Below are 20,495 nucleotides of genomic sequence, written 5' to 3'. Positions count from 1 at the left end.
GCCTGCCGCCAAGCCACTGCAGCGATAATCCGGCCCCGTGAATTTGCGCCTGACCTAACCCATGCGGCTGCCGACCTTTCAGCTCAATACCCTGCAATGGGCGCTGGGTGTGTCCCTGGGCCTGCACGCGGTCCTGCTGACCGTGCGTTTTGTCGCGCCCGACGCGTTTGATCGCGCCTTCCGCGACACGCCGCTGGAAGTGATTTTGGTCAACGCCCGCAGTGAAGAAGAGGACACCCGCGACGAAGACGCCAAGGCGATCGCCCAAAGCAAGCTCGCGGGCGGTGGCGAACTCGAAGCCGGGCGCGCGACCAGCCCCCTGCCTGCGACGCAAATTGATCTGCAAGGCGACACCCTGGACCAGGAAACCAACGAGCAACTCCAGCGCCTGCAGGCGCAGCAGAACCTGCTGCTGGCCCAGGTGCGGGAGCAGCTCGCGAGCCTGCCCGCGCCATCGCCCCAGAGCGAGGCGGCAGGCAGCGCCAACACCGCCCAGGAAGAAAAGCGCCGCTTGCTGCTCAAGCAGTTGGCGGAGATTGAGCGCCGCATCCAACAAGACAGCGCCCGGCCACGCAAGCATTACATCGGCCCCGCCACGCGCGAGGCGGCCTACGCCCAGTACTACGACCGCCTGCGCCGCGCCATCGAAGCCAAGGGCACGGCCAACTTCCCGAACGTGGCAGGGCGCAAGCTGTACGGCGAGCTGACCATGGCGCTCACCGTGGATGCCCAAGGTCGCATCGTCACGGCCGAGGTGGCGCAAAGTTCAGGCAACCGTGAACTGGACCGGCGCGCCCAGGCCATTGCCCAAGCGGCGTCACCGTTTGGCGCGTTCACGCCAGCCATGCGCAAGCAGGCCGACCAAATCGTGGTCGTGTCGCGCTTCCGTTTTGAGCACGATGCCACGCTGCAAACTCAGGTGAGCAACGCCCCCACGCGTTGATGGCCTCGGCGCCCAGCAGGACCCCAAGGATGCTGAAACGACTGTCGCGATGGCTGTTTCCTGGTCGCAAGCGCATGGACACGCGCGGCAACGAAGCAGATTTCGACGACAGCCGCTATGACCTGCATCCAGAAGCCAGTCCGTCCCTGCTGCACGCCCTGGACGAATTGCCCGAGGATCAGGCCGCGATGCCCGCGCCAGCGCTCGGCGCTTATGACAAGCGGACCGGCCACTCTGCTTACCGCCAACACGCCATTCATCGTCCGCCCGTTTCTGCTTCTTCTCACCGGTCACGTTCCATGCGCGGTCCCCTGTCCTCGCCCTTGCGGGCTCTCTGGCGCTGGTTGCTCCTGCTGCTGATCGCGGGGCTAGCGCTGCAGCTGTTTTTTCTTGCGCGCGTCGCTTTGATGACGCGCGTCGATCCGCAATCCACTGCGTTTGAGCGTTCCGAGCTGTTTCGCCTCTGGCAAGAAAGCCGCGTGGACCCGCCTGCGCCCGTGACAGCGAGTGGAAAGAAAGCCGTGGTGCGCAAGCCCAAGCCGCTGCGCTGGCGCCAGCAATGGGTGAACTACGAGCGGATTTCATCGCACCTCAAGCGCGCGGTGATCGCCTCCGAAGACGACGGTTTCGTGAACCACCCTGGCGTGGACTGGGTGGCCTTGCAAGAGGCCTGGACGCGCAACGCGGCGGCCCAGGCCCGCGCCGAGATGCAGGCCCAACGCTCCGCCGCACAGCGCACCACCCAGCAAGCGGTGCGGCAACCCAAGGTGGTGGGGGGCTCCACCATCACCCAGCAACTGGCGAAAAACCTGTTTCTGTCAGGCGAGCGCACCTTGCTGCGCAAGGGGCAGGAACTGGTGCTGACGCTGATGCTCGAAACCGTGCTGGACAAGCGCCGCATCTTGGAGATCTACCTGAACCATGTCGAATGGGGCGAAGGGGTGTTCGGCGCGCAAGCCGCTGCCCAGCGCTACTACGGCAAGAATGCCTGGCAGCTGGGGCCGGATGAAGCCGCCCGCTTGGCGGTGATGCTGCCGCGCCCGCGCTTCTTTGAGAAGCTGCCCAACTCCAGCTACCTCGCCGACCGCGCAGGTGTCATCGAGTCGCGGCTGTGGTTCGCGCAACTGCCGCCCTGACCCCCCGCTGCCCGCAGTTCACATGAGCACCCTCACACCCACGCCAACACCGCTGCGCATCTTGGGCATCGACCCGGGGCTGCGCACCACGGGTTTCGGCGTGATTGAGGCGCGCGGTCATCGCTTGCACTATGTCGCCAGCGGCACGATCAGCACGGCCAAGGAAGAACAGGGCAATCTGCCCGCTCGCTTGAAGGTGCTGTTCGATGGCATCCACGAGGTGGTGGCGCGCTACCAACCCGCGCAGGCGGCGGTGGAAATCGTCTTCGTGAACGTCAACCCGCAGTCCACCCTGCTGCTGGGCCAGGCGCGGGGCGCCTGCCTCACGGCCCTGGTCGCCTGCAATCTGCCGGTGGCCGAGTACACCGCGCTGCAAATGAAGCAGGCCGTGGCCGGACATGGCCGTGCCGCCAAGGCGGAGGTCCAAGCGATGGTGCAGCGCCTGCTCCAACTGCCGGGTCTTCCCGGGCCAGACGCGGCGGATGCCTTGGGGTTGGCGATCACGCAAGCCCATGCGGGGTTGACGTTGGCGCGGCTGGGCGAGGCGTCACCGCTGTTGCGCAAGACGAGTGGGCGCTATCGGGAAGGGCGAGGGCACTAGAAGCCCAAACTTCACGAGCCTGCACGCGCATTGAAGGCGGCCCAGCCGTCCGCCTCATAGAGCGCTGCGCGCTCCGAAATCGGCGGCGCGACTGGCCCACCTACAACGCGCTAGTCGCTGATGCGCGGGTGTTTGCTGGGACGCACAGCACCCGAGCAAGCCCACACGCCCCGCGCTTGAGGCGAGATCAACTCAGGCTCGCCACCATCCGACGGTCCTCCTGGGTTCGAGCAGGCCCACGGGCTGGGGTGAACCCGACGATTTCGGAGACGCGCAGCGTCTCATGAGGAGCGGTCACCCCAGCCCGTGGGCCTGCGGAGCGCAAACCAAGAAGAGCAAGAAAAGGGTGAAACATCAAGCGCGACGCGCTACGAAATCGGCGGCTCGGCTTGCCCACACACCCTGCGCTTGAGCTGAGGCACACTGAGGTTTGACACCGCCCCACGATCACCCAAGGTTCGAGCAGGCCCGCAGGCTGGGGTGAACCCGACGATTTCAGAGACGCGCAGCGTCTCATGAGGAGCGGTCGCCCCAGCCTGCGGGCCTGCGGAGCGACAGCAACGCGCCGAGAGTTCAGGCTTCCTTCAATTCGAAGCTGGTCGTGACTTCCGCCGTCTTGGCCAGCATGATGGTGGCCGAGCAGTACTTGTCGTGACTGAGCGCGATCGCGCGTTCCACCGCCGTTTCGGGTATGCCTTTGCCCGTCACCGTGAAATGCAGGTGGATCTTGGTGAACACCTTCGGGTCCGTCTCGGCGCGCTCGCTGGTCAGCTTGACCGTGCAGCCGCGCACATCGTGGCGGCCCCGCTTCAAGATCAGCACCACGTCGTAAGCCGTGCAGCCGCCCGCGCCTGCCAGCACCGTTTCCATGGGGCGCGGCGCCAGGTTCTGGCCGCCGTTTTCGGGCTTGGCCGCGTCTGGCGCGCCGTCCATCATCAACACGTGGCCACTGCCCGTTTCCGCCACAAAACCCATGCCCGAACGCGTGCCGCTCGCGCCCGTCCAGCTCACCGTGCATTCCATCGCTTGTTTCCTTGTCAAAATGGGGGTTTGACATGGGGTTCACGCCCCCTGCCTTGCGTTGACGCGAATTATCCCTGCGCCACCGCCCTGCCCGCACACCCCCCAGCGGACAGCCCTGGTACCACCGACGTCTCTTTGAGCAGAAATCGCCCCACGCATGAAAACCGGAAAAGCCACCGCCCGCGCGCCACGCCCCCTGACCCCCGCCGACTACCTGCAGAAAATCCTGAACGCCCGCGTCTACGACGTTGCGGTGGAAACGTCGCTGGACAAGGCCAAGACCCTCAGCCGCCGACTGCACAACACGGTGCTGCTCAAGCGCGAGGACCAGCAGCCCGTGTTCAGCTTCAAGCTGCGTGGGGCTTACAACAAGCTGGCCAATCTGACGCCGGAGCAGTTGAAAAAGGGCGTGATCTGCGCCTCCGCCGGCAACCACGCGCAGGGCGTGGCGTTGGGGGCGAGCAAGCTGGGGGTCCGTGCCGTGATCGTGATGCCCACGACCACGCCGCAAGTCAAGATCGAGGCCGTGCGCGCGCTCGGCGGTGAAGTGGTGCTACAGGGTGACAGCTACTCCGACGCCTACGCCCACGCGATGACGTTGCAGAAGAAGAATGGCCTGACCTTCGTCCATCCCTTCGACGACCCGGACGTGATCGCGGGCCAAGGCACGGTGGCGATGGAAATGCTGCGCCAACACCAGGGGCCGCTGGACGCGGTCTTCGTCGCCATCGGCGGCGGCGGCTTGATCGCGGGCGTGGCCGCCTACATCAAGACCGTGCGCCCCGAGGTGAAGGTGATCGGTGTGCAGACGCAGGACTCCTGCGCGATGACGCAGTCCGTCAAGGCGGGCAAGCGCCTGATGCTGCCCGACGTGGGGCTGTTCTCCGATGGCACGGCCGTCAAGCAAGTGGGCGAGGAAACCTTCCGCCTCGCCAGGAAGCTGGTGGACGGCTACATCACCGTGGACACCGACGCCGTGTGTGCCGCCATCAAGGATGTCTTCGTCGACACGCGCTCCATCGTCGAACCCGCAGGCGCGCTGGCGGTCGCAGCCATCAAGCAGTACGTGGCCGAACACAAGACCAAGGGGCAAACCTACGCGGCCATCCTCTGTGGCGCGAACATGAACTTTGACCGCTTGCGCTTCGTGGCCGAGCGCGCCGAAGTGGGCGAAGCGCGCGAAGCCCTGTTCGCCGTCACCATGCCCGAGGAACGCGGCAGCTTCCGCCGCTTCTGCGAAGTCGTGGGGCAATTGCCCGGCGGACCGCACAACGTGACCGAGTTCAACTACCGCATCAGCGACGAGAAGAAGGCCCATGTGTTCGTCGGCCTGACCACCAGCGCGCCCGGCGAGAGCAGCAAGATCGCGGCCAATTTCAAGCGCAACGGCTTCACCACCCTGGACATCTCGCACGACGACTTGGCGCAGGAACATATTCGCCACCTTGTCGGTGGCCGCTCGTCTCTGGCCAAGGACGAACGCCTGCTGCGTTTCACCTTCCCCGAACGGCCGGGGGCGCTGCTCAAATTCCTGAGCCTGATGCAACCCAACTGGAACATCAGCCTCTTCCACTACCGCAACCAGGGCGCGGACTACGCCCGCACCCTGGTGGGCCTGCAAGTGCCCAAGTCCGACGACAAGGCTTTCAAGCAGTTTCTCGCGACATTGGGTTACTCCTACATCGACGAGACGCTGAACCCTGCCTATCAAATGTTCCTGCAGGCTTGAATGGAGGACGGAATCAGAGCGCCGCGTCCTTGAGCTTCTTCAAGGCGCGTGCCCTGATGCGCACGGTGGCGGGCTTGGCGGCGAACACCTGTTCCTCCTTCGTGAACGGGTTGATGCCTTTGCGCTTGGGTTTGGCCGGCACCTTCTGCACGCCGATCTTGAGCAGTCCGGGCAATGTGAATTCGCCGGCGCCCTTCTTGTTGACCGCGCCCAAAACAGTGGCCTCCAAAGCAGCCAACACAGCCTTCACAGCCTTGGGCTCGACACCCGATTGCTCAGCCAAGTGGCTGGCCAAGGCGCCCTTGGTGAAGGTGTCCTTGATGGGACGCACCACGGCTGCGACAGGCGCTTTTGCAGTCTTCTTCGCAGCGGAGGGGGAGGATTTTTTCTTTGCAGTTGCCATGTTTCTGGACTCGGTTGTTGTGGATGGAATGTTGCACGCAAGTCAACATTGAGCCGATCTGCGTGGTCTTTGATTCTATCTAGGGCCTGTTCACACTCATTCCTCAAGATGCGTTGCGGATCAAAAAAGTCGTGCGGTCGGCACGCCCCCTGCGTCACACAGGCTCGATCTTGACGGTCCCCAGCATGATGGGGCGCACGAGGATTTTGTAGGTGTCCATGTCAAAACCATGGCGTTCATGCTCCGTGAAGGCGCCCGTCTTGGAACACCAAGTGCCCTGGAATCGCCAATCTTGGATTCGATGCCGCTGAATCCATCCCCCAGACTGTTCCACCAGATCGACAGCGCCCTCATACGGCCACGCCTGCACCTTGAGGTCTTGTAGCGCCGCGATCAAACGTTGGTGGTGGGCCATGCGATCTTCTTTGCCCACGCAGGCGCCAAGACAGGTTTTGAGCTGAAGCCCGAAGCAACCCCGTCGACCGATGGTCTCCAGTCCCAGCAAGCCCATGCACAGACGGTGTTGTGCCGCCAGCTCCCGCAGTTTTTCCTTGGCCGCATGCACGGACCCGAACAAGCCGTAGAGATCCTCTGCGTGAGCGATGTCCGTTTCACTGCCCGAGACGAATTCCGGGGTGAGGGTCCATCCAGATGTTTCCAGGCGGATTGAGCACAGTTTTCTTTGACGCCGCAGGCGAATGTTGTACAGCGGGGCCAGCTTCTTGATGAGATGGGCTTCCAGCAGCAGCGCACCAATCTCACCAGCGGTTTCGATGAAGTCAATGCGCTGGGTCTGGGCCATCATCTCGGCTTCATCTTCGGTTCTGACGTGGGACAGGACGCGGCTGCGGATGTCCACGCTCTTGCCGATGTACAAAGGAAGCGTGCTGCCGCCCCAAAAGAAATACACGCCCGAGGTGCGTGGCAGCGCCTCCAACATGGCGGCATCGATCTTGTGTGAAACAGGCGCTTGCATGACGAGCGAATCCAACTCCGTACAACTCATGGCGGCGGGGTATCACCACGCCCAAGATCACGCACCTCGCAAAGCTTGGCCGCGCTAGGCTCGGTGCGGCCAGCGCGCCGGCGAGGCGCTGCTGTATATTGATTCGCGCAACCGCTTTCACGAGGACGGCATGTCAATCACAACTCTACTGAAATCCACCGTGGTGGCTCTGGCGACCCTCACGGGGGCATCGATTTTCGCCCAGGGCACGCCCATCGACGCGGCCGCGTTCGACGCCTTGATCGCGCAGGGCCCCATCGCCAACGCCGAGACCCTTCGCTCAAGCACCTGGGCCAGCAAGGTCAAGCAGGCTGGCACGCTGCGGCTGGGCGGCTTGCAAACCTCGAATCTTTTCGCGCTGCTCAACGAGAAAGACGGCAAGACCCGCGGCTTCGACGCGGGCCTGGCCCAACTGATTGCGCGCTACATCTTGGGTGACGGGGCCAAGGTCCAGTTCACGCAAGTGACCTCGTCCACGCGCGAGCAGGTGCTCATCAACGATCAGGTGGACTTGGTGCTCGCCACCTACTCCATCACCCCTGCCCGCGCCGAGAAGATTTCCTTCGCGGGGCCTTATTACGCCTCGCAGGCCGGGGTGCTGGTCAAGGCCAACAACAAGACGATCCAGTCGTACAACGATCTGTCTGGCAAGAAGGTGGCCACGCAGGCGGGTTCCACGGGCCCCGCCATCCTGGCGCAGTACGCGCCCAAGGGGGTGGTGCAAGAGTTCCAGACGCACCAGGAAGCGCTCGATGCGCTTCGCCAAGGGAGGGTGGAAGCCTACGTGACCGACTACACGCTGCTGCTCAACGCCCTGAGCCTGGGGACTGGTGATGCCAAACTCGCGGGCGCGCCTTTTGGCGCGCAAGACTTCTATGGCATAGGACTGCCCAAGGGCTCGGACGGCGTGGCTTTCATCAATGCCTTCCTGAAGAAGCTGCAAGCCGATGGCACCTGGGCCAAGCTCTGGACGATTTCCATCGGACAACGCACCGGCAGCACGGCCGTTCCGACGCCGCCCGCCATCCCCTGACCCATGGGCGAGATGTCCAGGCTGCTGGCCGACCACGGGCCTGCCTTCGGGCAGGCCCTTTTGCTGACCTGGAAACTCACGATCCTGTCGTTCGTACCCGGCTTTTTGCTGGGCCTGGTCGTTACGGTGCTGCGGCTCCTGCCCTTGCCAACGCTGCGCTTGGCTTTGACCGTCTACGTCGAGATCTTCCGCAACATCCCCAGCGCGGCACTGCTGATCTTCATCGTGTTCGCGCTGCCCGATCTCGAGATCGTGATCGACTATGAGCCCAGCGTGGTCCTGACCCTAGCGCTGATCTGCTCCGCGTTCACGGCGGACTACCTGCGCGCGGGCATCAACACCATCCCGGGCGGCCAAATCGACGCGGCACTCAGCTTGGGGCTGCGGCCCCTGCAGATCATCCTTGCCGTGGTCTTGCCGCAGGCGCTGCGCGCGGTGGTGCAGCCCATGACCTCATTGCTCATCGCACTGATGTTGTCGACCTCGCTGGCATCGCAGATACCGGTTCCAGGCCGGGAACTCACGGCACTGGTGTCCAAGATCGCGACCGATTCCGCCGCGGGCATGACCGCGTTCGCGTTGGCGGCTGCGATGTACGTGGCGACCGGCTTGCTCATCGCCTGGGCTGGTGCCACCCTGGAAAAGAAAGCGCGGATTCTGCGATGAGCCGCCCGCTGGAAGACAGGCTGTTTGCCGCGACCAGTCCAAGGATTCGGACGGTCACTCGGGCGGCGAGCTTGATCGCGACGATGGCATTGCTCCTGCTGGCTGCGGGCGTGGTGCTCCGATTCCACGCCGCAGGACAACTCGACGACCGATACTGGAGTTTCTTTGCCTTGCCGACAACCTGGGGCTTCCTGGGCAAGGGCCTGCTGGGCACGCTCGCCTCGGCGGCAATGGCCGCCGTCATCGCACTGACCCTTGGGTTGGTGCTTTTGCTGGGGCGGCTGGCCAAACCGCGACTGGTGCGATGGCCAAGCGTCGCGACCATCGAATTGCTGCGAGGCACGCCGACCTTGCTGCTCATCTATGCGTGTTTCCTGGTGCTTCCGCAAGTCGGCATCAAGCTCAGCACTTACTGGATGTTGACTCTGCCTGTGGGTCTCAGCGCCGCGGCCGTGGTGGCCGAGGTCTACCGCGCGGGCGTGCTCGCCGTTCCCCGAGGCCAGAGCCACGCCGCGCGCAGCCTGGGAATGACCGAAGCCAAGGTGTTCTTCCACGTTGTCTTTCCCCAAGCCCTGCGCTACATCGTTCCGGCGCTGGTTGCGCAGTTGGTCATCGTGGTCAAGGACACCACCTTCGGCTACGTCGTCACCTACGGTGAACTCATGCAGAACGCCAAGGTGCTCATCGCCAATTACCAATCGCTGGTGCCCGTCTACCTCGTAGTCGCGGCGCTGTACTGTCTCGTGAATTACGCGGTATCGCGGGTGAGCAAACGGCTGGGGCAGCCGATGCATTGACAGTCGTGCGTAGGACGAATGTAGTATCACGTCGTGCGGGATTGCTTTGGCGCCGATCTTTTCAAAACGAAGACCTATGTTCAGATCTCCGGCGCTGATGCCGAGTTACCTCGGACTCCTGGCTTAAGGTCCGCCATAGCCCAATCTCACAGAGGCAAATTGACTTGAAAGCCTACCCCCCGTCCCTCCAAACCTTCTACCAGGCGAACTTGTCCGCGCATGCGCCGCGCGGCTTGTTGCACGATCGCCAGGCCCAGCCCTGATCCGCGCTCCGCGGTATCAACCCCGCGGTGAAACCGCTCGAAGACCCTGGACTGATCTGCACGCGCGATGCCTGGCCCATCGTCCCGCACAGACAGATGGAGAACGCCGCTTTCGTTGCGCATTACGACGGCAATGGCGGTGCCACGCCTACTGCCAACGACGGCCGAGCCACCCGCGTAGCGCAGTGCGTTGTCAACTAGGTTGTGCACGATGGACTCCAGAGCCAAAAGATCCAACCGAGCAGGAAGGCTTTCCGGCGCATCCAGCGACAGCTCCATGTGCTTTTCCATGGCTTGAGGTACGACATGTGCAAGCACTGAACGCAACCACTGCGCGACATCGACCTCTCTCGGCGCGGGGCGCTGGGCATCATCCAATGCGGCCAAGTCCAACAGTTGGTGAGCCAGGTGCGACGCACGAGAGATTGCTTGCTCCAAGTGGACCTGGGCCTGGGCGCGCTCGTGCTCGCTCCTCGAACGAGCCATCACATGCGCTTGTGCAGTGATCACTGCGAGCGGCGTTCGTATCTCATGCGCGGCATCCTGCACAAAGGCTCGTTCTCGTTCTACCTTCATGCGAAGCAAGCTCAGAAGACGGTCGAGCGCCTGCTCCAATGGCTTGAGTTCGCGGTGTCGGGCACCAAAACCAACAGGGTTCAGGTCATCCGTGCTGCGGTGGGCAATTCGCGCTGCCAACTGCTGCAATGGCCGCAGCCCACTGCGCACGGACAACCAGATGGGCAACAGCACGAAAGGCGTAGCGAGCAAGAGATAAGGCAGGATGTTGCGTGCGCTGCGAGCAAGAAATGCGGCATCCGTCCGTTTTTGCTCAATCACGCGCAAGCGCCAACGTGTACTGTGTCCTGTGTAAATGCGATACACGACGTCACCCGCGTTGGCTTCGGTGATGACGCCAATCGACTCTGGCGCAAAGGTGGGAAAGGCCAGAGCTTGCAGGTCGGTTGAAGTGAAAACGGACTGACCGGTGGCATCTTTAAGTTCGTATAGCAAGGCGCCAGGTAACAAACCGATCTGGCGACGCCGAATATTGGTCCAAGTGTCGGTAGAACTCAAGGCGGAAGCTGCATGCGCAGGTTCAACCATGTCCTGAAGGGATACCAGCAGGGCGTCGCCATACTTTTGAAGGCCTGGCTCATTCGTGATCGTTTGTTTGTAGGTAATGAAGATATAAACCAACAAGACAGCCCACACCAGAAAAAAAGCCAGTAATACTGATATCAAGCAGCGACGCACCAGTGTCGGCTCAGCGATCGAACTCCAGGCAGCGCGCAGACGCGCCGTTCTTCGGGGCGAGAGGGTGTTCATGGCTGCAGCAGGTAACCGACACCGCGCACGGTGCGGATCAAGTCAGCCCCCATCTTGCGGCGGAGGTTGGAGACATGGACTTCGATGGCGGCAAAGTCCACCGGCTCACCCAGAGGGTCCAGGCGCTGTGAAAGAACGCTTTTCGAAACCACGATGCCAGGCTCACGGGCCAACTCCAGTAACAGTTGGAACTCTCTGGGCGAAAGGTCGAGTCTGGAACCTCCGCGCTCTGCCACATGACGGCGTGGCTCGACGATCAGATCCCCCAACACCCAGCGTTCACTGGCTTGGCGCGCGCTGCGACGCAGGACGGCGCGAATGCGCGACATCAACTCGGCCGTGGAAAATGGCTTGATCACAAAATCGTCCGCGCCGCCATCGAGCCCGGCCAGTCTGTCCTCGATCGCCGAACGGGCCGTGATCACGATGATAGGCACTTTTTCACCCTGAGATCGCCAGCGTGTCAGGAGATCGAAACCGCTGCCGTCTGGCAGCGTCAAATCCAAAAGAACGCAGTCCATGGCGTTCTCATCCAAGTTGGACGGTGCGTCCAAGGCACGGCGCAACCATTCGCTGGTCAGTCCCTCCACTTTCAGCGCGGACTGCAGCGCGCGGCCCAGATCCAAGTCGTCTTCAATCAGCAGGATGTGCATGGAGTGATTGTGGTGCTTGCGATGCCGCTTGCCGACGACCATGCACTCAGCCTTTGGCTGATCTTAAGGTAGTGCTTTGCACAATGCCCCAAGACAGTCTTCTAACAACGCGAGAATACCCAATGAAGTCAAAGTGGAACACGCATACCCTGAGACGTTGGTCGCACGGCGCTGCGCTGGTGGTGATGCTGACGGCGATCACTGGCTGCGCCATCGGACCTACGCATCCATCGTTGGCAGGGGCAGATTTGCCAGAGCTGGTACCGGTGCGTGACTTCGTGGCCAGTCTGCAATCCACGGGTGGATATCAGGTGTCACCCGACGGGAAGCGCATCGCGTGGTTCGGCAACGATGGGCTGGCGCCTGCTGTATGGGTTCGATCCATCGACGGCGACGATGCCAAGGCGTTTCGCATCCGCGCGCGCTTTATTCGATTCAGCGCTGACAACCGCTGGCTGGCCATCACGGCAGACCCGATCGGGGACGAGAACTTGCGCATCTACACAGGTCAGGTGGACGGCTCGGACACGAGCCTGCGCGAGCTTATGCACGCTCCGGGCTCTGTGACGAACATATCGGAAGTAGTGGAAGGATCGTCTGACTTCATCATCACGTCCAACCAGCGCGACAGGAAGGTTTTCGATCTCTACCGCTTCAACCCTGAACATGCCACATCGGTGTTGCTGAGCCAAAACCCAGGCAATGTCACATGGTGGGGTGTCGATCGGAACGGACAGTTGCGCGCACGCGCAAAGGTATTAGAAGGCCAGGGTCTGCTGGAACGCCTGGGTTCAGAACCTGAAAGCTGGTTCACAGTGACCCAATGGAGCCGATGGGACAGCTTGAACATCTTCGGCATTCACGATGACGGACGCAAAGCCTGGGCCCTGTCTAACCGAGGCCGCGACAAGCAAGCACTGGTTCGGCTGGACCTGACCAGTGGTGCGGAGGAACTGGTGTACGCGTCACCCGATGTGGACATCGACAACGTGACCCTGAGCCGCCGCACACGAGAGCCCTTGGTGGCTTACTCGATGCCAGGGTATCCCGAGCGCAAGGTATTCGACCCCACATTGGCGGCGCGCCTGTCCAGCATGACCGGTGACCGCCCTGCGGAGGTGCTGGTCACCAGCACAGACCAGACGGACAAGGTACTGACCGTCGCGGTGGCGACCGACCGGGGCACGCGGAGTTACCTGTTGAGGGACGGACACGAACCCCAATTCCTGGGCGAGAACCGATTGAGCCTGATCGCACAGCATCTTGCACCCACGGAACCCATCACTTACAGGGCGCGGGACGGGTTGACCATCCATGGTTATTTGACACTTCCCGTGGGCGTGACTCAGGAAAGGCTCCCCATGGTGCTGTTGGTGCATGGCGGCCCCTGGCGGCGCGACCGCTGGGGCAGTGGCGCTACAAACCGGTCCTTGCAACAGTTCCTGGCCAATCGAGGTTATGCGGTGCTGCAGGTGAATTACCGGGGCTCCAGTGGTTATGGGCGCGCGCACATGGAAAAAGCCATCGGTGAATTCGCAGGCCGCATGCACGATGACTTGGTGGACGGCGTGCGTTGGGCAGTGGAACGCGGCGTGGCAGATCCCGCGCGCGTGGCGATCTACGGAGCCAGTTATGGTGGTTACTCAGCCCTGGTGGGCGCCACTTTCACACCCGATGTCTTTGCCTGTTCGGTGAGCGTGGTGGGCGTGACAGACATCGCACGCTTGTTGGAGACCGTGCCTCCGTACTGGGAACTTGGCCTGCCCTGGTGGCACCGTTTCGTTGGGCATCCCGCCGATCCGGAAGACCGCGCGCGCATGAATGCGAAATCTCCGCTGTACCGTGCCCAACAAGCCAAAAACCCCATCCTCATCATGCATGGCGTGAACGACTCGCGCGTCAAGCTGGAACAAGCTGAGCAGATGGTGGCAGCGTTGCGCAAGGCAAACAAGGAGGTCGAATACGTCACCTTCAAGGGCGATGGTCACGGCAACCTGCGCTGGACCAACAATCTCACGATGTACCGGAAAACTGAAGACTTTCTGGCCACCTGTCTAGGCGGGCGTAGCAGCGGGTTTGACTACTACCAGTTGGGCGCATGGGCGTTTTGATTTGAATTGCTTACGTCCAAGTCCAGCCGGAAACGACTGTGGAATTTGAAACCCTCACACTCCAGAAGATCGTTGGGCACCGACACGCATTCACCAGCCTATTCAGTCGGAGTGTCGCATCGACCGGCTGAACAGGCCTTGCAGAGCTTCGTTACTGTTCTGAGCAATTCACGCCAACCAGTAAACTTCGGCGCAAACTGACTCCTCCCGTCCATCAGCCTTGCACGGAAAGACTTGCGCCATGGAAATCCAGTGTGAATGCGGAAAGTTTCGCGCCGAGCTTCGAGCGTTCCCCGGCAATACACCGGGCCGTCTGGTTTGTTATTGCGACGATTGCCAGATGTATTTGAATCACCTGAGGCGCACCGATTTGCTGGACGCGAATGGCGGAACCGAGGTGGTTCCGGCATACCCCTCGGACGTGAGGATCCTGCAAGGCTTGGAGCATCTGAAGTGCACGCGCCTCACAGCAAACGGAACCTTTCGCTACTCCACATCGTGCTGCAACACGCCCATCGCCAACGCCCGTCCCGGCGAACCTTGGACGGGCTTCCTGAGTGGCGTCTACACGGCACGAGATGCGCGCCTGCTCGAACAGACACTGGGGCCGGTTCGAAGCCGGATCATGGGGCGTTACGCGAAGGGAACGCCGCCGGCCGGAACCCCCAAGACCTTCAATCTGAGAGCCATGATCACGGTCTTGCCTTTTTTATTGAAAGGCAAGATTCTCAGAAAGTCGAAAGGCTCCCCATTTTTCGCGGCCGATGGGGTCACACCTGTGGTCACCCCACACGTCCTCTCTGAAGCAGAGCGGCAGGCGGCGCAGGCTTAAAGGCAGGACTGCGCACGCAGTTAGCGCAGTTGGCGCTTTCATCAAGCACGGCGTGAGCAAGCCGGAGAGTCAGCACGACGCGCCGCGGTCAGGGCAAGCCCAGGCGCTTTTCGAGCAGAGGGACCAAATCCACCGCCCGTTCGATGTGCTCGAAATGCTTCGTCACTTCGCCGGTGCGGATGGTTCCACGGCGAACCATGTCATCCAGCCGGTCGTAGAAACTTTTCCAGTGAACGTCCTTGTTGCCCACCAGATAGATGGGCACCGCTTGCAGTTGCTCGCTCTTGATCATCTCGAGAATCTGGAACAGTTCCCACTCGGTGCCGGTACCGCCAGGGCCGATCACGATGGCGGCGGAATGCAGGAACATGGCGTATTCGCGGATACCCACGCTGGAAAAGATCAGGCCATCGGTGATGAGATCCTGGCCCTTGTACTTCCAGAAAACCTCGTTCGCGTCGCCGCGTGGCGCTGGGTCGTAATAGGTGGTGTAGCCGATGCTCGGCCCCCCGGCCTTGAGAGCACCACGGTTGCCAGCTTCCATCAGCCCCGGCCCGGCTCCGGTCATCACCGGGTATTGCTTGCCATGCTTGCGAGTCCAGGCCTCCGCGAAGGTCATCACGTCGGCATACAGTGCCTCACTCTGTCGGGCCAGCACGGGGTCCGGCAATCGGCTGGCCTCACCGATGCGTGAGCTTCCGTAAATGGCGACAAATCCACCAGGGTATTTGGTGGTCTTGAAGTTCTGGGCGCATTGCAAGTCGCGGTTCAGGTCAGCCACGCTCAACTGGTTGTCCACCCCCTTGTAGGGGCCGGTGTAGCTGGCGTTGGGCACCACGCTGGGACAATCCCGGGTGCTGGCGCACCCGGCAAGAATCATGACGCCAGCCAGGATGAGCAGGCGCGGAAACAGTGGCAACTTCATCAAACACTCCATGCATGGCTGAAGATTCGGGGGGTTCTGGAATCGCCACGCACTGCAAGCAAGCTCCATACCCGTGACGACGAAAGCGGCGCGAATCTGCCCAGACACTGGTTGCCTTGTTCCTTTGTGAATTTAATCGAACGACGTACTGGCAGGCGGGCAAATGTGCATGAGGTTCACTTAAGGGCCTCTTAATCAGGCGCACGCAGACTTTGAGGAACTTGCCCCAGGACATCCCATGCCCCTCTCCTCTTTTTGCCCGTTCCTCACCCGGTCCCTTGTCCTCTTCGCTGGCCGCCTGCGCCGGTCTGTGGTGCCTGCCCTGACCCTGGTGCTGTTTGCAAGCCTAACGCCAAAAGCCCAGGCGGATGGCTGCAAGGGGGACGGAAGCAATGGAGGCATCCTGGGCATGGATCGCTGCGACGAATACGAAGCCGGAGGCATCTTCTCGCGCCGCAATCAGTTGCTGATCGACTCGCTGGTGATCGGCGGCACGGTCAGCTACGCGCTCTGGGAAGGCAACACCTCGCCCAACGGCCGCGTGGCCTGGCAGGCGATGGACAGCATGGTCACCACCGCCATCGTCACGGAAGCGATGAAGCGCACCTTCCAGCGCGCACGTCCCTCCGAGGCCGACAACCCCAATCAATGGCGGCAAGGCTCGAACCATCGAAGCTTCCCCAGTGGAGAAACCGCCTTGATGGCTGCCTTCGTGACCCCCTTGATCATCGCCGGACAAGCCAGGGCCGACACCGATCCAGACGGCGGCGTTTCACCGGCCTGGGGACTGGTGGCCCTGCCCATCTACATGGCGCGGGGTCGGGTCGCCGCCCATGGGCACTGGTTGAGCGATGTGGTGGCAGGCGGCACGATCGGCGCAGGCATGGGCTATCTGTCCACGCAGCGGCAAACCCCGCTCCTCCTTCTGCCCACGAGCGATGGCATTTTCGTCGGCGTGCATTACCGGTTCTGATGACTCGCTACGCCAGGATGAACTGGTAGTCCGCAACGATCACTCCCTGCGCATTCAGCGCCAAAAACTCCAGGCCTGTGGCCATCACTTCGTCCGTCGCCGCGAACACCATCTGCCAATGGAAAGTCACGACGCCCGGCAATTGCTGCGCAACCCCGGAGATACGGAACTTGCAGCCCGCGTCGCGCACATTTTTTTCGTGCGACGCTTGCACGCGACGCTCCAGAGCTTCATGGCCGCACACCTCCTGGGTCTTGACGAAGTGACGGCCATCGGCCGTCCAAAGCTGGGCAATCGCTGCCTTGCGTCGGATGGGGTCGGGCTCGTTCCAGAGGGCGGCATAACGCTCGGCTAACTGCTGGGGATGGCTCATGGATGTTCCTTGGAGTCGGGTTGTAAGGACAGTCTTGGTATGAAGCCGTGTCATGTGCTGGTGATGATCACCTTGCCCACGTGTTTCTGGGCGGCGAAGTGCTCGTAGGCCGAACGGGCCTCTTCGAAGCTGAACGCGCGGTCGATCACCGGCACAAGCCGATGCAGATCGATGGCGCGGTTCATGTTCACGAAACTGGCGCGGCTGCCGACAAAAACGCGGCGGATCGTCACCAATCCTCGAAGTGCCGCTGCATCCAACGATCCTTGCCCCAAGGCCGCCACCAGCGCCACTTCGGCATTCGCCGCGCAGGCGGCCAAAGACTGCGGCAAGGTATCGATGGCTCCTGTCTCCACGACATGGTCCACACCCGCCCCCTGAGTCAATCGACGGACCTCGGGAGCCCATTCGGGATCTTGGGTGCGATCAATGACCTCGTCTGCGCCCAAGCTGCGCAAGACGGCTGCCTTGCGGGAACTCGACGTGATGCCGATCGCCCGCGCTCCCATGGTCTTGGCGAACTGCAATGCGAACAGCGCGACGCCACCGGTGCCCAAGATCAAAACCGTGTCTCCCGGCATCAGGGAGCGGCCACCCGTCAACGCATTCCAGGCAGTGACGGCAGCGCAAGGCAGCGTGCTGCCTTGTTCGTAACTCAGATGGGCCGGCAGTTGGACCAGCTCGCAGGCATCAGCCAACACATAGTCAGCCAACATGCCATCCCGATGGCAACCAAACTGCTCCATCGCCATGGGCATCTCCAAGCGGCCGGATTGCCAGCGCGGGAAGTAGCATGCAGCGACGCGGTCACCCAAGTTCAGAGAGGTCACGCCCGAACCCAGTGCCACGACTTCCCCAGCCCCGTCCGAGAGCGGGACGACGCCGCGCAGTGCAGGGAAGGCGTAACGCTGACTCAAGATCAACAGATCACGGTAATTGAGGGAGCGAGCGTGGATCTTGACGAGCACCTGCCCATGGCCTGGTCGTGGCACGTCCTGCTCGTGCAGGACTAGCCCATCGAGACGGTCAAACTGGTCCATTCGGTAAGCGCGCATCGGTCTGGTGACCTTTCCTTGAATTGGGTTTGAAAGAAGGAGGTGTCCACGGATCGAATTCGATGAAAGACTGTCGACACCCGCACAGTGTGTTTCTTTGACCGCCGCGCGTCGATTACGCCCAGGTAATGGGCCATGCCACCCGCCTCGGTTAGCATGTTGGCGCCATGGACACCCGCACCCACCGAGCCCCTCCGACCATTGGCGAGCACTTGCGGGCCTGGCGGGAAAGGCGCCACATGAGCCAACTGGCGCTGGCCGTGCAGGCGGAGGTCTCCTCACGCCACCTGAGCTTCATCGAGACTGGACGCGCTCAGCCTGGGCGCGAGCTGATCCTGCGGCTGGCCGACGAGTTGGACATCCCGCTGCGAGAGCGCAATGGGCTGTTGATGACGGCTGGTTTTGCCCCGGTCTTCAAGGCCCGGGACTTCGATGACCCGGCCTACGACCCCCTGCGCGCCATCGTGGATCTGACGCTGCAACGCCACAAACCCTTTCCCGCCTACCTGATCGACAGGCACTGGAACATCCTCCGCTCCAACGCCGCAGTGCCCGCGCTTTTCGAAGGTGTTGACGCGGCGCTGTTGCGCCCGCCCGTGAACGTGATCCGCCTGGTCTTGCACCCGCGTGGTATGGCGCCGCGCATCCTCAACTACGCCGCGTGGCGCTCGCACTACTTGACTCTGTTGAGGCGGCAGATCCAGATGACGGCGGACCCGCAGTTGGAAGTCTTGTTGCGCGAAACGCTGGCCTATCCCGGCGGAAATCACGAGTCATGGGACGGTGACGGCGGCCCCAGCGTGCCGCTGATCGTGCGCACGCGCCTGGGTCAACTTTCTTTCATCGGGGCCACGACGGTGTTTGGCAGCCCCGCGGACGTCACGCTGGAGGAAGTCGCGCTGGAAGTCTTGCACCCCGCCGATGCCTACACAGACCAGGCGGTGCAAGCGGCTGCAGTGACAGTGGCACCGACCGAGGGGACAGCGATGCGGGTGTGAAACGCCCGCGGACCGAACAAAAAAGCCAGCCGTCTCACGACGGCTGGCTTAGTGGCTTTCTCTATCTTGGTGGAGGTGGGCGGGGTTGAACCGCCGACCTCAGGGTTATGAATCCTGCGCTCTGACCAAACTGAGCTACACCTCCAAGAGCCGCGCATTATAGCCCAATCACCGGGACGGCCGAGCACGCCGGCCACCGCCCCGGTATCATCGCGGGTTCGCTTTCGTCAATGACCCAGCCTCTGGATACACACCATGAACCGCTCGGACACCCCTGCTCCATCCGCCACCTCGGCGACACCCGCCAAAAAAGTCTTCATCAAGACCTTCGGCTGCCAGATGAACGAGTACGACTCGGACAAGATGGCCGACGTGCTGGGCGCCGCCCAGGGCTATGAAAAAACCGATGACGTGGAGCAGGCCGACCTGATCCTCTTCAACACCTGCTCGGTGCGCGAAAAGGCGCAAGAAAAAGTCTTCTCCGATCTCGGCCGGGTGCAGCACCTCAAAGCCAAGGGTGTGAAGATCGGCGTGGGCGGCTGCGTGGCCAGCCAGGAAGGCGAGGCCATCATCGCGCGCGCGCCCTACGTGGACGTGGTCTTCGGCCCCCAGACCTTGCACCGACTGCCCGAGCTGCTGGCCGCGCGCGAGGCACAAAAACGCCCTCAGGTGGACATCAGCTTTCCCGAGATCGAGAAGTTCGACCATCTGCCACCCGCGCGCACCGAGGGGGCGAGCGCCTTTGTCAGCATCATGGAAGGCTGCTCGAAATACTGCAGCTACTGCGTGGTGCCCTACACGCGCGGCGAAGAAGTGCACCGCCCACTGGACGACGTGCTCACCGAGGTAGCAGGTCTTGCAGCGCAAGGCGTGAAGGAAATCACCCTGCTGGGCCAGAACGTCAACGCCTGGAACAAGGACGGGCTGGATTTCGCCGCGCTGATCGAATTGGTGGCCGAGATGCCCGGCATCGAACGCATCCGCTACACCACCAGCCACCCCAAGGAATTCACGTCGCGCCTGATCGAGGCCTACGCGCACATACCAAAGCTCGTGAGTCATCTGCACCTGCCCGTGCAACATGGCAGCGATCGCATCCTGATGGCGATGAAGCGCGGCTACACGGCGCTCGAATACAAGAGCACGGTGCGCAGGCTGCGCGCCGCGCGGCCTGACTTGGCACTGGCCACCGACCTCATCGTCGGCTTCCCCGGCGAGACGGAAGACGACCACGCCAAGACCCTGAAGCTGATCGAGGACATGGAATTCGACAACAGCTTCAGCTTCATCTACAGCCCGCGCCCCGGTACGCCGGCGGCCAACCTGCAAGACGACACGCCGCACGCCGTCAAGCTGCGCCGCTTGCAGGAAGTGCAGGCCCTGATCGAGGGCAATATGCGTCGCCTGAGCCAGAAGCTGGTGGGCACGACGCAACGCATCCTGGTCGAGGGCCCTTCGCGCAAGAACCCGAGCGAAATGACGGGCAAAACGGTGTGCAACCGCGCAGTGAACTTCGCGGTGGGGCCGGCCATGCAGGCTTCCGCCTCTCGGTTGATCGGCCAGATGGTGGACGTGAACATCACCCTGGCCTACCCGCACTCGCTGCGTGGCGAGGTGCTGACGAAGGAAATGACCACGCCGGCCTGAGC

At 62.3% G+C, this 20,495-nt stretch carries 20 protein-coding genes and 1 tRNA gene; 12 read left to right on the top strand and 9 right to left on the bottom strand.

Features of this window, described 5'->3' with window-relative positions:
• The first annotated feature begins 61 nt into the window (after positions 1-61).
• From ACLBKS_RS06710 to ruvC, 3 genes are all read left to right on the top strand, one after another.
• Complete coding sequence (locus ACLBKS_RS06710) at positions 62-943, top strand: TonB family protein (RefSeq protein ID WP_410192024.1); 882 nt, start codon at positions 62-64, stop codon at positions 941-943.
• A 323-nt stretch (positions 944-1,266) separates the two neighbouring features.
• A complete protein-coding gene (locus ACLBKS_RS06705; RefSeq protein ID WP_410192351.1) occupies positions 1,267-2,079 on the top strand; it encodes a transglycosylase domain-containing protein in 813 nt (270 codons plus the stop codon).
• Between the two features lie 52 nt (positions 2,080-2,131).
• Complete coding sequence (gene ruvC, locus ACLBKS_RS06700; protein WP_410192350.1) at positions 2,132-2,680, top strand: crossover junction endodeoxyribonuclease RuvC; 549 nt, start codon at positions 2,132-2,134, stop codon at positions 2,678-2,680.
• Positions 2,681-3,253: 573 nt separating this feature from the next.
• On the opposite strand, the gene ACLBKS_RS06695 is transcribed toward ruvC, so the two are convergent.
• Positions 3,254-3,703, bottom strand: coding sequence for an OsmC family protein (locus ACLBKS_RS06695; RefSeq protein WP_410192023.1), 450 nt, complete (start codon positions 3,701-3,703; stop codon positions 3,254-3,256).
• A gap of 157 nt (positions 3,704-3,860) precedes the next feature.
• On the opposite strand from ACLBKS_RS06695, the gene ilvA reads away from it, so the two are divergent.
• The gene (gene ilvA / locus ACLBKS_RS06690; protein WP_410192022.1) at positions 3,861-5,432 is read left to right on the top strand and encodes a threonine ammonia-lyase, biosynthetic; all 1,572 of its coding nucleotides are present in this window, start codon (positions 3,861-3,863) and stop codon (positions 5,430-5,432) included.
• 13 nt (positions 5,433-5,445) lie between these two features.
• Here ilvA and ACLBKS_RS06685 read toward each other — a convergent pair whose 3' ends face one another.
• Positions 5,446-5,835, bottom strand: coding sequence for an HU family DNA-binding protein (locus ACLBKS_RS06685; protein ID WP_410192021.1), 390 nt, complete (start codon positions 5,833-5,835; stop codon positions 5,446-5,448).
• A 154-nt stretch (positions 5,836-5,989) separates the two neighbouring features.
• A complete protein-coding gene (locus tag ACLBKS_RS06680) occupies positions 5,990-6,811 on the bottom strand; it encodes an endonuclease (RefSeq protein ID WP_410192020.1) in 822 nt (273 codons plus the stop codon).
• 160 nt (positions 6,812-6,971) lie between these two features.
• Between ACLBKS_RS06680 and ACLBKS_RS06675 the strand changes: the two genes are divergently transcribed.
• Genes ACLBKS_RS06675 through ACLBKS_RS06665 form a run of 3 tightly spaced genes read left to right on the top strand, consistent with a single transcriptional unit; the run spans position 6,972 to position 9,337 of the window.
• Complete coding sequence (locus ACLBKS_RS06675) at positions 6,972-7,874, top strand: glutamate ABC transporter substrate-binding protein (RefSeq protein WP_410192019.1); 903 nt, start codon at positions 6,972-6,974, stop codon at positions 7,872-7,874.
• Positions 7,875-7,877: 3 nt separating this feature from the next.
• Positions 7,878-8,540: an amino acid ABC transporter permease gene (locus tag ACLBKS_RS06670; RefSeq protein WP_410192018.1), complete on the top strand. Its 663-nt coding sequence runs from the start codon at positions 7,878-7,880 to the stop codon at positions 8,538-8,540.
• Positions 8,537-9,337: an amino acid ABC transporter permease gene (locus tag ACLBKS_RS06665; RefSeq protein ID WP_410192017.1), complete on the top strand. Its 801-nt coding sequence runs from the start codon at positions 8,537-8,539 to the stop codon at positions 9,335-9,337. The genes ACLBKS_RS06670 and ACLBKS_RS06665 overlap by 4 nt, the downstream gene beginning before the upstream one ends.
• A gap of 146 nt (positions 9,338-9,483) precedes the next feature.
• Here the strand turns inward: ACLBKS_RS06665 and ACLBKS_RS06660 are convergent, their stop codons facing one another.
• Complete coding sequence (locus tag ACLBKS_RS06660; RefSeq protein WP_410192016.1) at positions 9,484-10,926, bottom strand: sensor histidine kinase; 1,443 nt, start codon at positions 10,924-10,926, stop codon at positions 9,484-9,486.
• Complete coding sequence (locus ACLBKS_RS06655; RefSeq protein ID WP_410192015.1) at positions 10,923-11,579, bottom strand: response regulator transcription factor; 657 nt, start codon at positions 11,577-11,579, stop codon at positions 10,923-10,925. Before ACLBKS_RS06655 ends, ACLBKS_RS06660 begins: the two co-directional genes overlap by 4 nt.
• Positions 11,580-11,701: 122 nt before the next feature.
• On the opposite strand from ACLBKS_RS06655, the gene ACLBKS_RS06650 reads away from it, so the two are divergent.
• Both ACLBKS_RS06650 and ACLBKS_RS06645 read left to right on the top strand, forming a co-directional pair.
• Positions 11,702-13,690: a S9 family peptidase gene (locus ACLBKS_RS06650; protein WP_410192014.1), complete on the top strand. Its 1,989-nt coding sequence runs from the start codon at positions 11,702-11,704 to the stop codon at positions 13,688-13,690.
• Positions 13,691-13,931: 241 nt separating this feature from the next.
• On the top strand, positions 13,932-14,522 hold the full coding sequence (locus tag ACLBKS_RS06645; RefSeq protein ID WP_410192013.1) for a DUF6151 family protein: 591 nt from the start codon (positions 13,932-13,934) through the stop codon (positions 14,520-14,522).
• Between the two features lie 88 nt (positions 14,523-14,610).
• Here the strand turns inward: ACLBKS_RS06645 and ACLBKS_RS06640 are convergent, their stop codons facing one another.
• A complete protein-coding gene (locus tag ACLBKS_RS06640; protein ID WP_410192012.1) occupies positions 14,611-15,447 on the bottom strand; it encodes an LOG family protein in 837 nt (278 codons plus the stop codon).
• 238 nt (positions 15,448-15,685) lie between these two features.
• Between ACLBKS_RS06640 and ACLBKS_RS06635 the strand changes: the two genes are divergently transcribed.
• Positions 15,686-16,420 carry a phosphatase PAP2 family protein gene (locus tag ACLBKS_RS06635; RefSeq protein ID WP_410192011.1) on the top strand — a complete coding sequence of 245 codons (735 nt, stop codon included), beginning with the start codon at positions 15,686-15,688 and terminating at the stop codon, positions 16,418-16,420.
• A gap of 7 nt (positions 16,421-16,427) precedes the next feature.
• Here ACLBKS_RS06635 and ACLBKS_RS06630 read toward each other — a convergent pair whose 3' ends face one another.
• Complete coding sequence (locus ACLBKS_RS06630) at positions 16,428-16,793, bottom strand: hypothetical protein (protein ID WP_410192010.1); 366 nt, start codon at positions 16,791-16,793, stop codon at positions 16,428-16,430.
• Between the two features lie 50 nt (positions 16,794-16,843).
• Entirely contained in the window at positions 16,844-17,848 is a 1,005-nt protein-coding gene (locus ACLBKS_RS06625) for a zinc-dependent alcohol dehydrogenase family protein (protein WP_410192009.1), read from the bottom strand.
• Between the two features lie 167 nt (positions 17,849-18,015).
• Between ACLBKS_RS06625 and ACLBKS_RS06620 the strand changes: the two genes are divergently transcribed.
• Positions 18,016-18,846, top strand: coding sequence for a helix-turn-helix domain-containing protein (locus tag ACLBKS_RS06620; protein ID WP_410192008.1), 831 nt, complete (start codon positions 18,016-18,018; stop codon positions 18,844-18,846).
• A 67-nt stretch (positions 18,847-18,913) separates the two neighbouring features.
• Here ACLBKS_RS06620 and ACLBKS_RS06615 read toward each other — a convergent pair.
• Positions 18,914-18,991 (bottom strand) — tRNA-Met (locus tag ACLBKS_RS06615).
• A 110-nt stretch (positions 18,992-19,101) separates the two neighbouring features.
• Here ACLBKS_RS06615 and miaB point away from each other — a divergent pair.
• The gene (gene miaB / locus ACLBKS_RS06610) at positions 19,102-20,493 is read left to right on the top strand and encodes a tRNA (N6-isopentenyl adenosine(37)-C2)-methylthiotransferase MiaB (RefSeq protein ID WP_410192007.1); all 1,392 of its coding nucleotides are present in this window, start codon (positions 19,102-19,104) and stop codon (positions 20,491-20,493) included.
• Positions 20,494-20,495 lie beyond the last annotated feature (2 nt).

Origin of the sequence: Hylemonella sp. W303a, assembly GCF_046452315.1 — a bacterium.
Lineage (GTDB): Bacteria > Pseudomonadota > Gammaproteobacteria > Burkholderiales > Burkholderiaceae_C > Hylemonella.
Note: the sequence above shows the minus strand (reverse complement) of the source record. Positions and strands in the feature narration are given on the sequence as shown.

Bases quoted from the DNA above. Each gene is read 5' to 3' on its own strand.
- ACLBKS_RS06710 (WP_410192024.1), top strand. From the start codon at position 62: ATGCGGCTGCCGACCTTTCAGCTCAATACCCTGCAATGGGCGCTGGGT.
- ACLBKS_RS06695 (WP_410192023.1), bottom strand. From the start codon at position 3,703: ATGGAATGCACGGTGAGCTGGACGGGCGCGAGCGGCACGCGTTCGGGC.
- ilvA (WP_410192022.1), top strand. From the start codon at position 3,861: ATGAAAACCGGAAAAGCCACCGCCCGCGCGCCACGCCCCCTGACCCCC.
- ACLBKS_RS06685 (WP_410192021.1), bottom strand. From the start codon at position 5,835: ATGGCAACTGCAAAGAAAAAATCCTCCCCCTCCGCTGCGAAGAAGACT.
- ACLBKS_RS06680 (WP_410192020.1), bottom strand. From the start codon at position 6,811: ATGCAAGCGCCTGTTTCACACAAGATCGATGCCGCCATGTTGGAGGCG.
- ACLBKS_RS06675 (WP_410192019.1), top strand. From the start codon at position 6,972: ATGTCAATCACAACTCTACTGAAATCCACCGTGGTGGCTCTGGCGACC.
- ACLBKS_RS06670 (WP_410192018.1), top strand. From the start codon at position 7,878: ATGGGCGAGATGTCCAGGCTGCTGGCCGACCACGGGCCTGCCTTCGGG.
- ACLBKS_RS06665 (WP_410192017.1), top strand. From the start codon at position 8,537: ATGAGCCGCCCGCTGGAAGACAGGCTGTTTGCCGCGACCAGTCCAAGG.
- ACLBKS_RS06660 (WP_410192016.1), bottom strand. From the start codon at position 10,926: ATGAACACCCTCTCGCCCCGAAGAACGGCGCGTCTGCGCGCTGCCTGG.
- ACLBKS_RS06655 (WP_410192015.1), bottom strand. From the start codon at position 11,579: ATGCACATCCTGCTGATTGAAGACGACTTGGATCTGGGCCGCGCGCTG.
- ACLBKS_RS06650 (WP_410192014.1), top strand. From the start codon at position 11,702: ATGAAGTCAAAGTGGAACACGCATACCCTGAGACGTTGGTCGCACGGC.
- ACLBKS_RS06645 (WP_410192013.1), top strand. From the start codon at position 13,932: ATGGAAATCCAGTGTGAATGCGGAAAGTTTCGCGCCGAGCTTCGAGCG.
- ACLBKS_RS06640 (WP_410192012.1), bottom strand. From the start codon at position 15,447: ATGAAGTTGCCACTGTTTCCGCGCCTGCTCATCCTGGCTGGCGTCATG.
- ACLBKS_RS06635 (WP_410192011.1), top strand. From the start codon at position 15,686: ATGCCCCTCTCCTCTTTTTGCCCGTTCCTCACCCGGTCCCTTGTCCTC.
- ACLBKS_RS06630 (WP_410192010.1), bottom strand. From the start codon at position 16,793: ATGAGCCATCCCCAGCAGTTAGCCGAGCGTTATGCCGCCCTCTGGAAC.
- ACLBKS_RS06625 (WP_410192009.1), bottom strand. From the start codon at position 17,848: ATGCGCGCTTACCGAATGGACCAGTTTGACCGTCTCGATGGGCTAGTC.
- ACLBKS_RS06620 (WP_410192008.1), top strand. From the start codon at position 18,016: ATGGACACCCGCACCCACCGAGCCCCTCCGACCATTGGCGAGCACTTG.
- miaB (WP_410192007.1), top strand. From the start codon at position 19,102: ATGAACCGCTCGGACACCCCTGCTCCATCCGCCACCTCGGCGACACCC.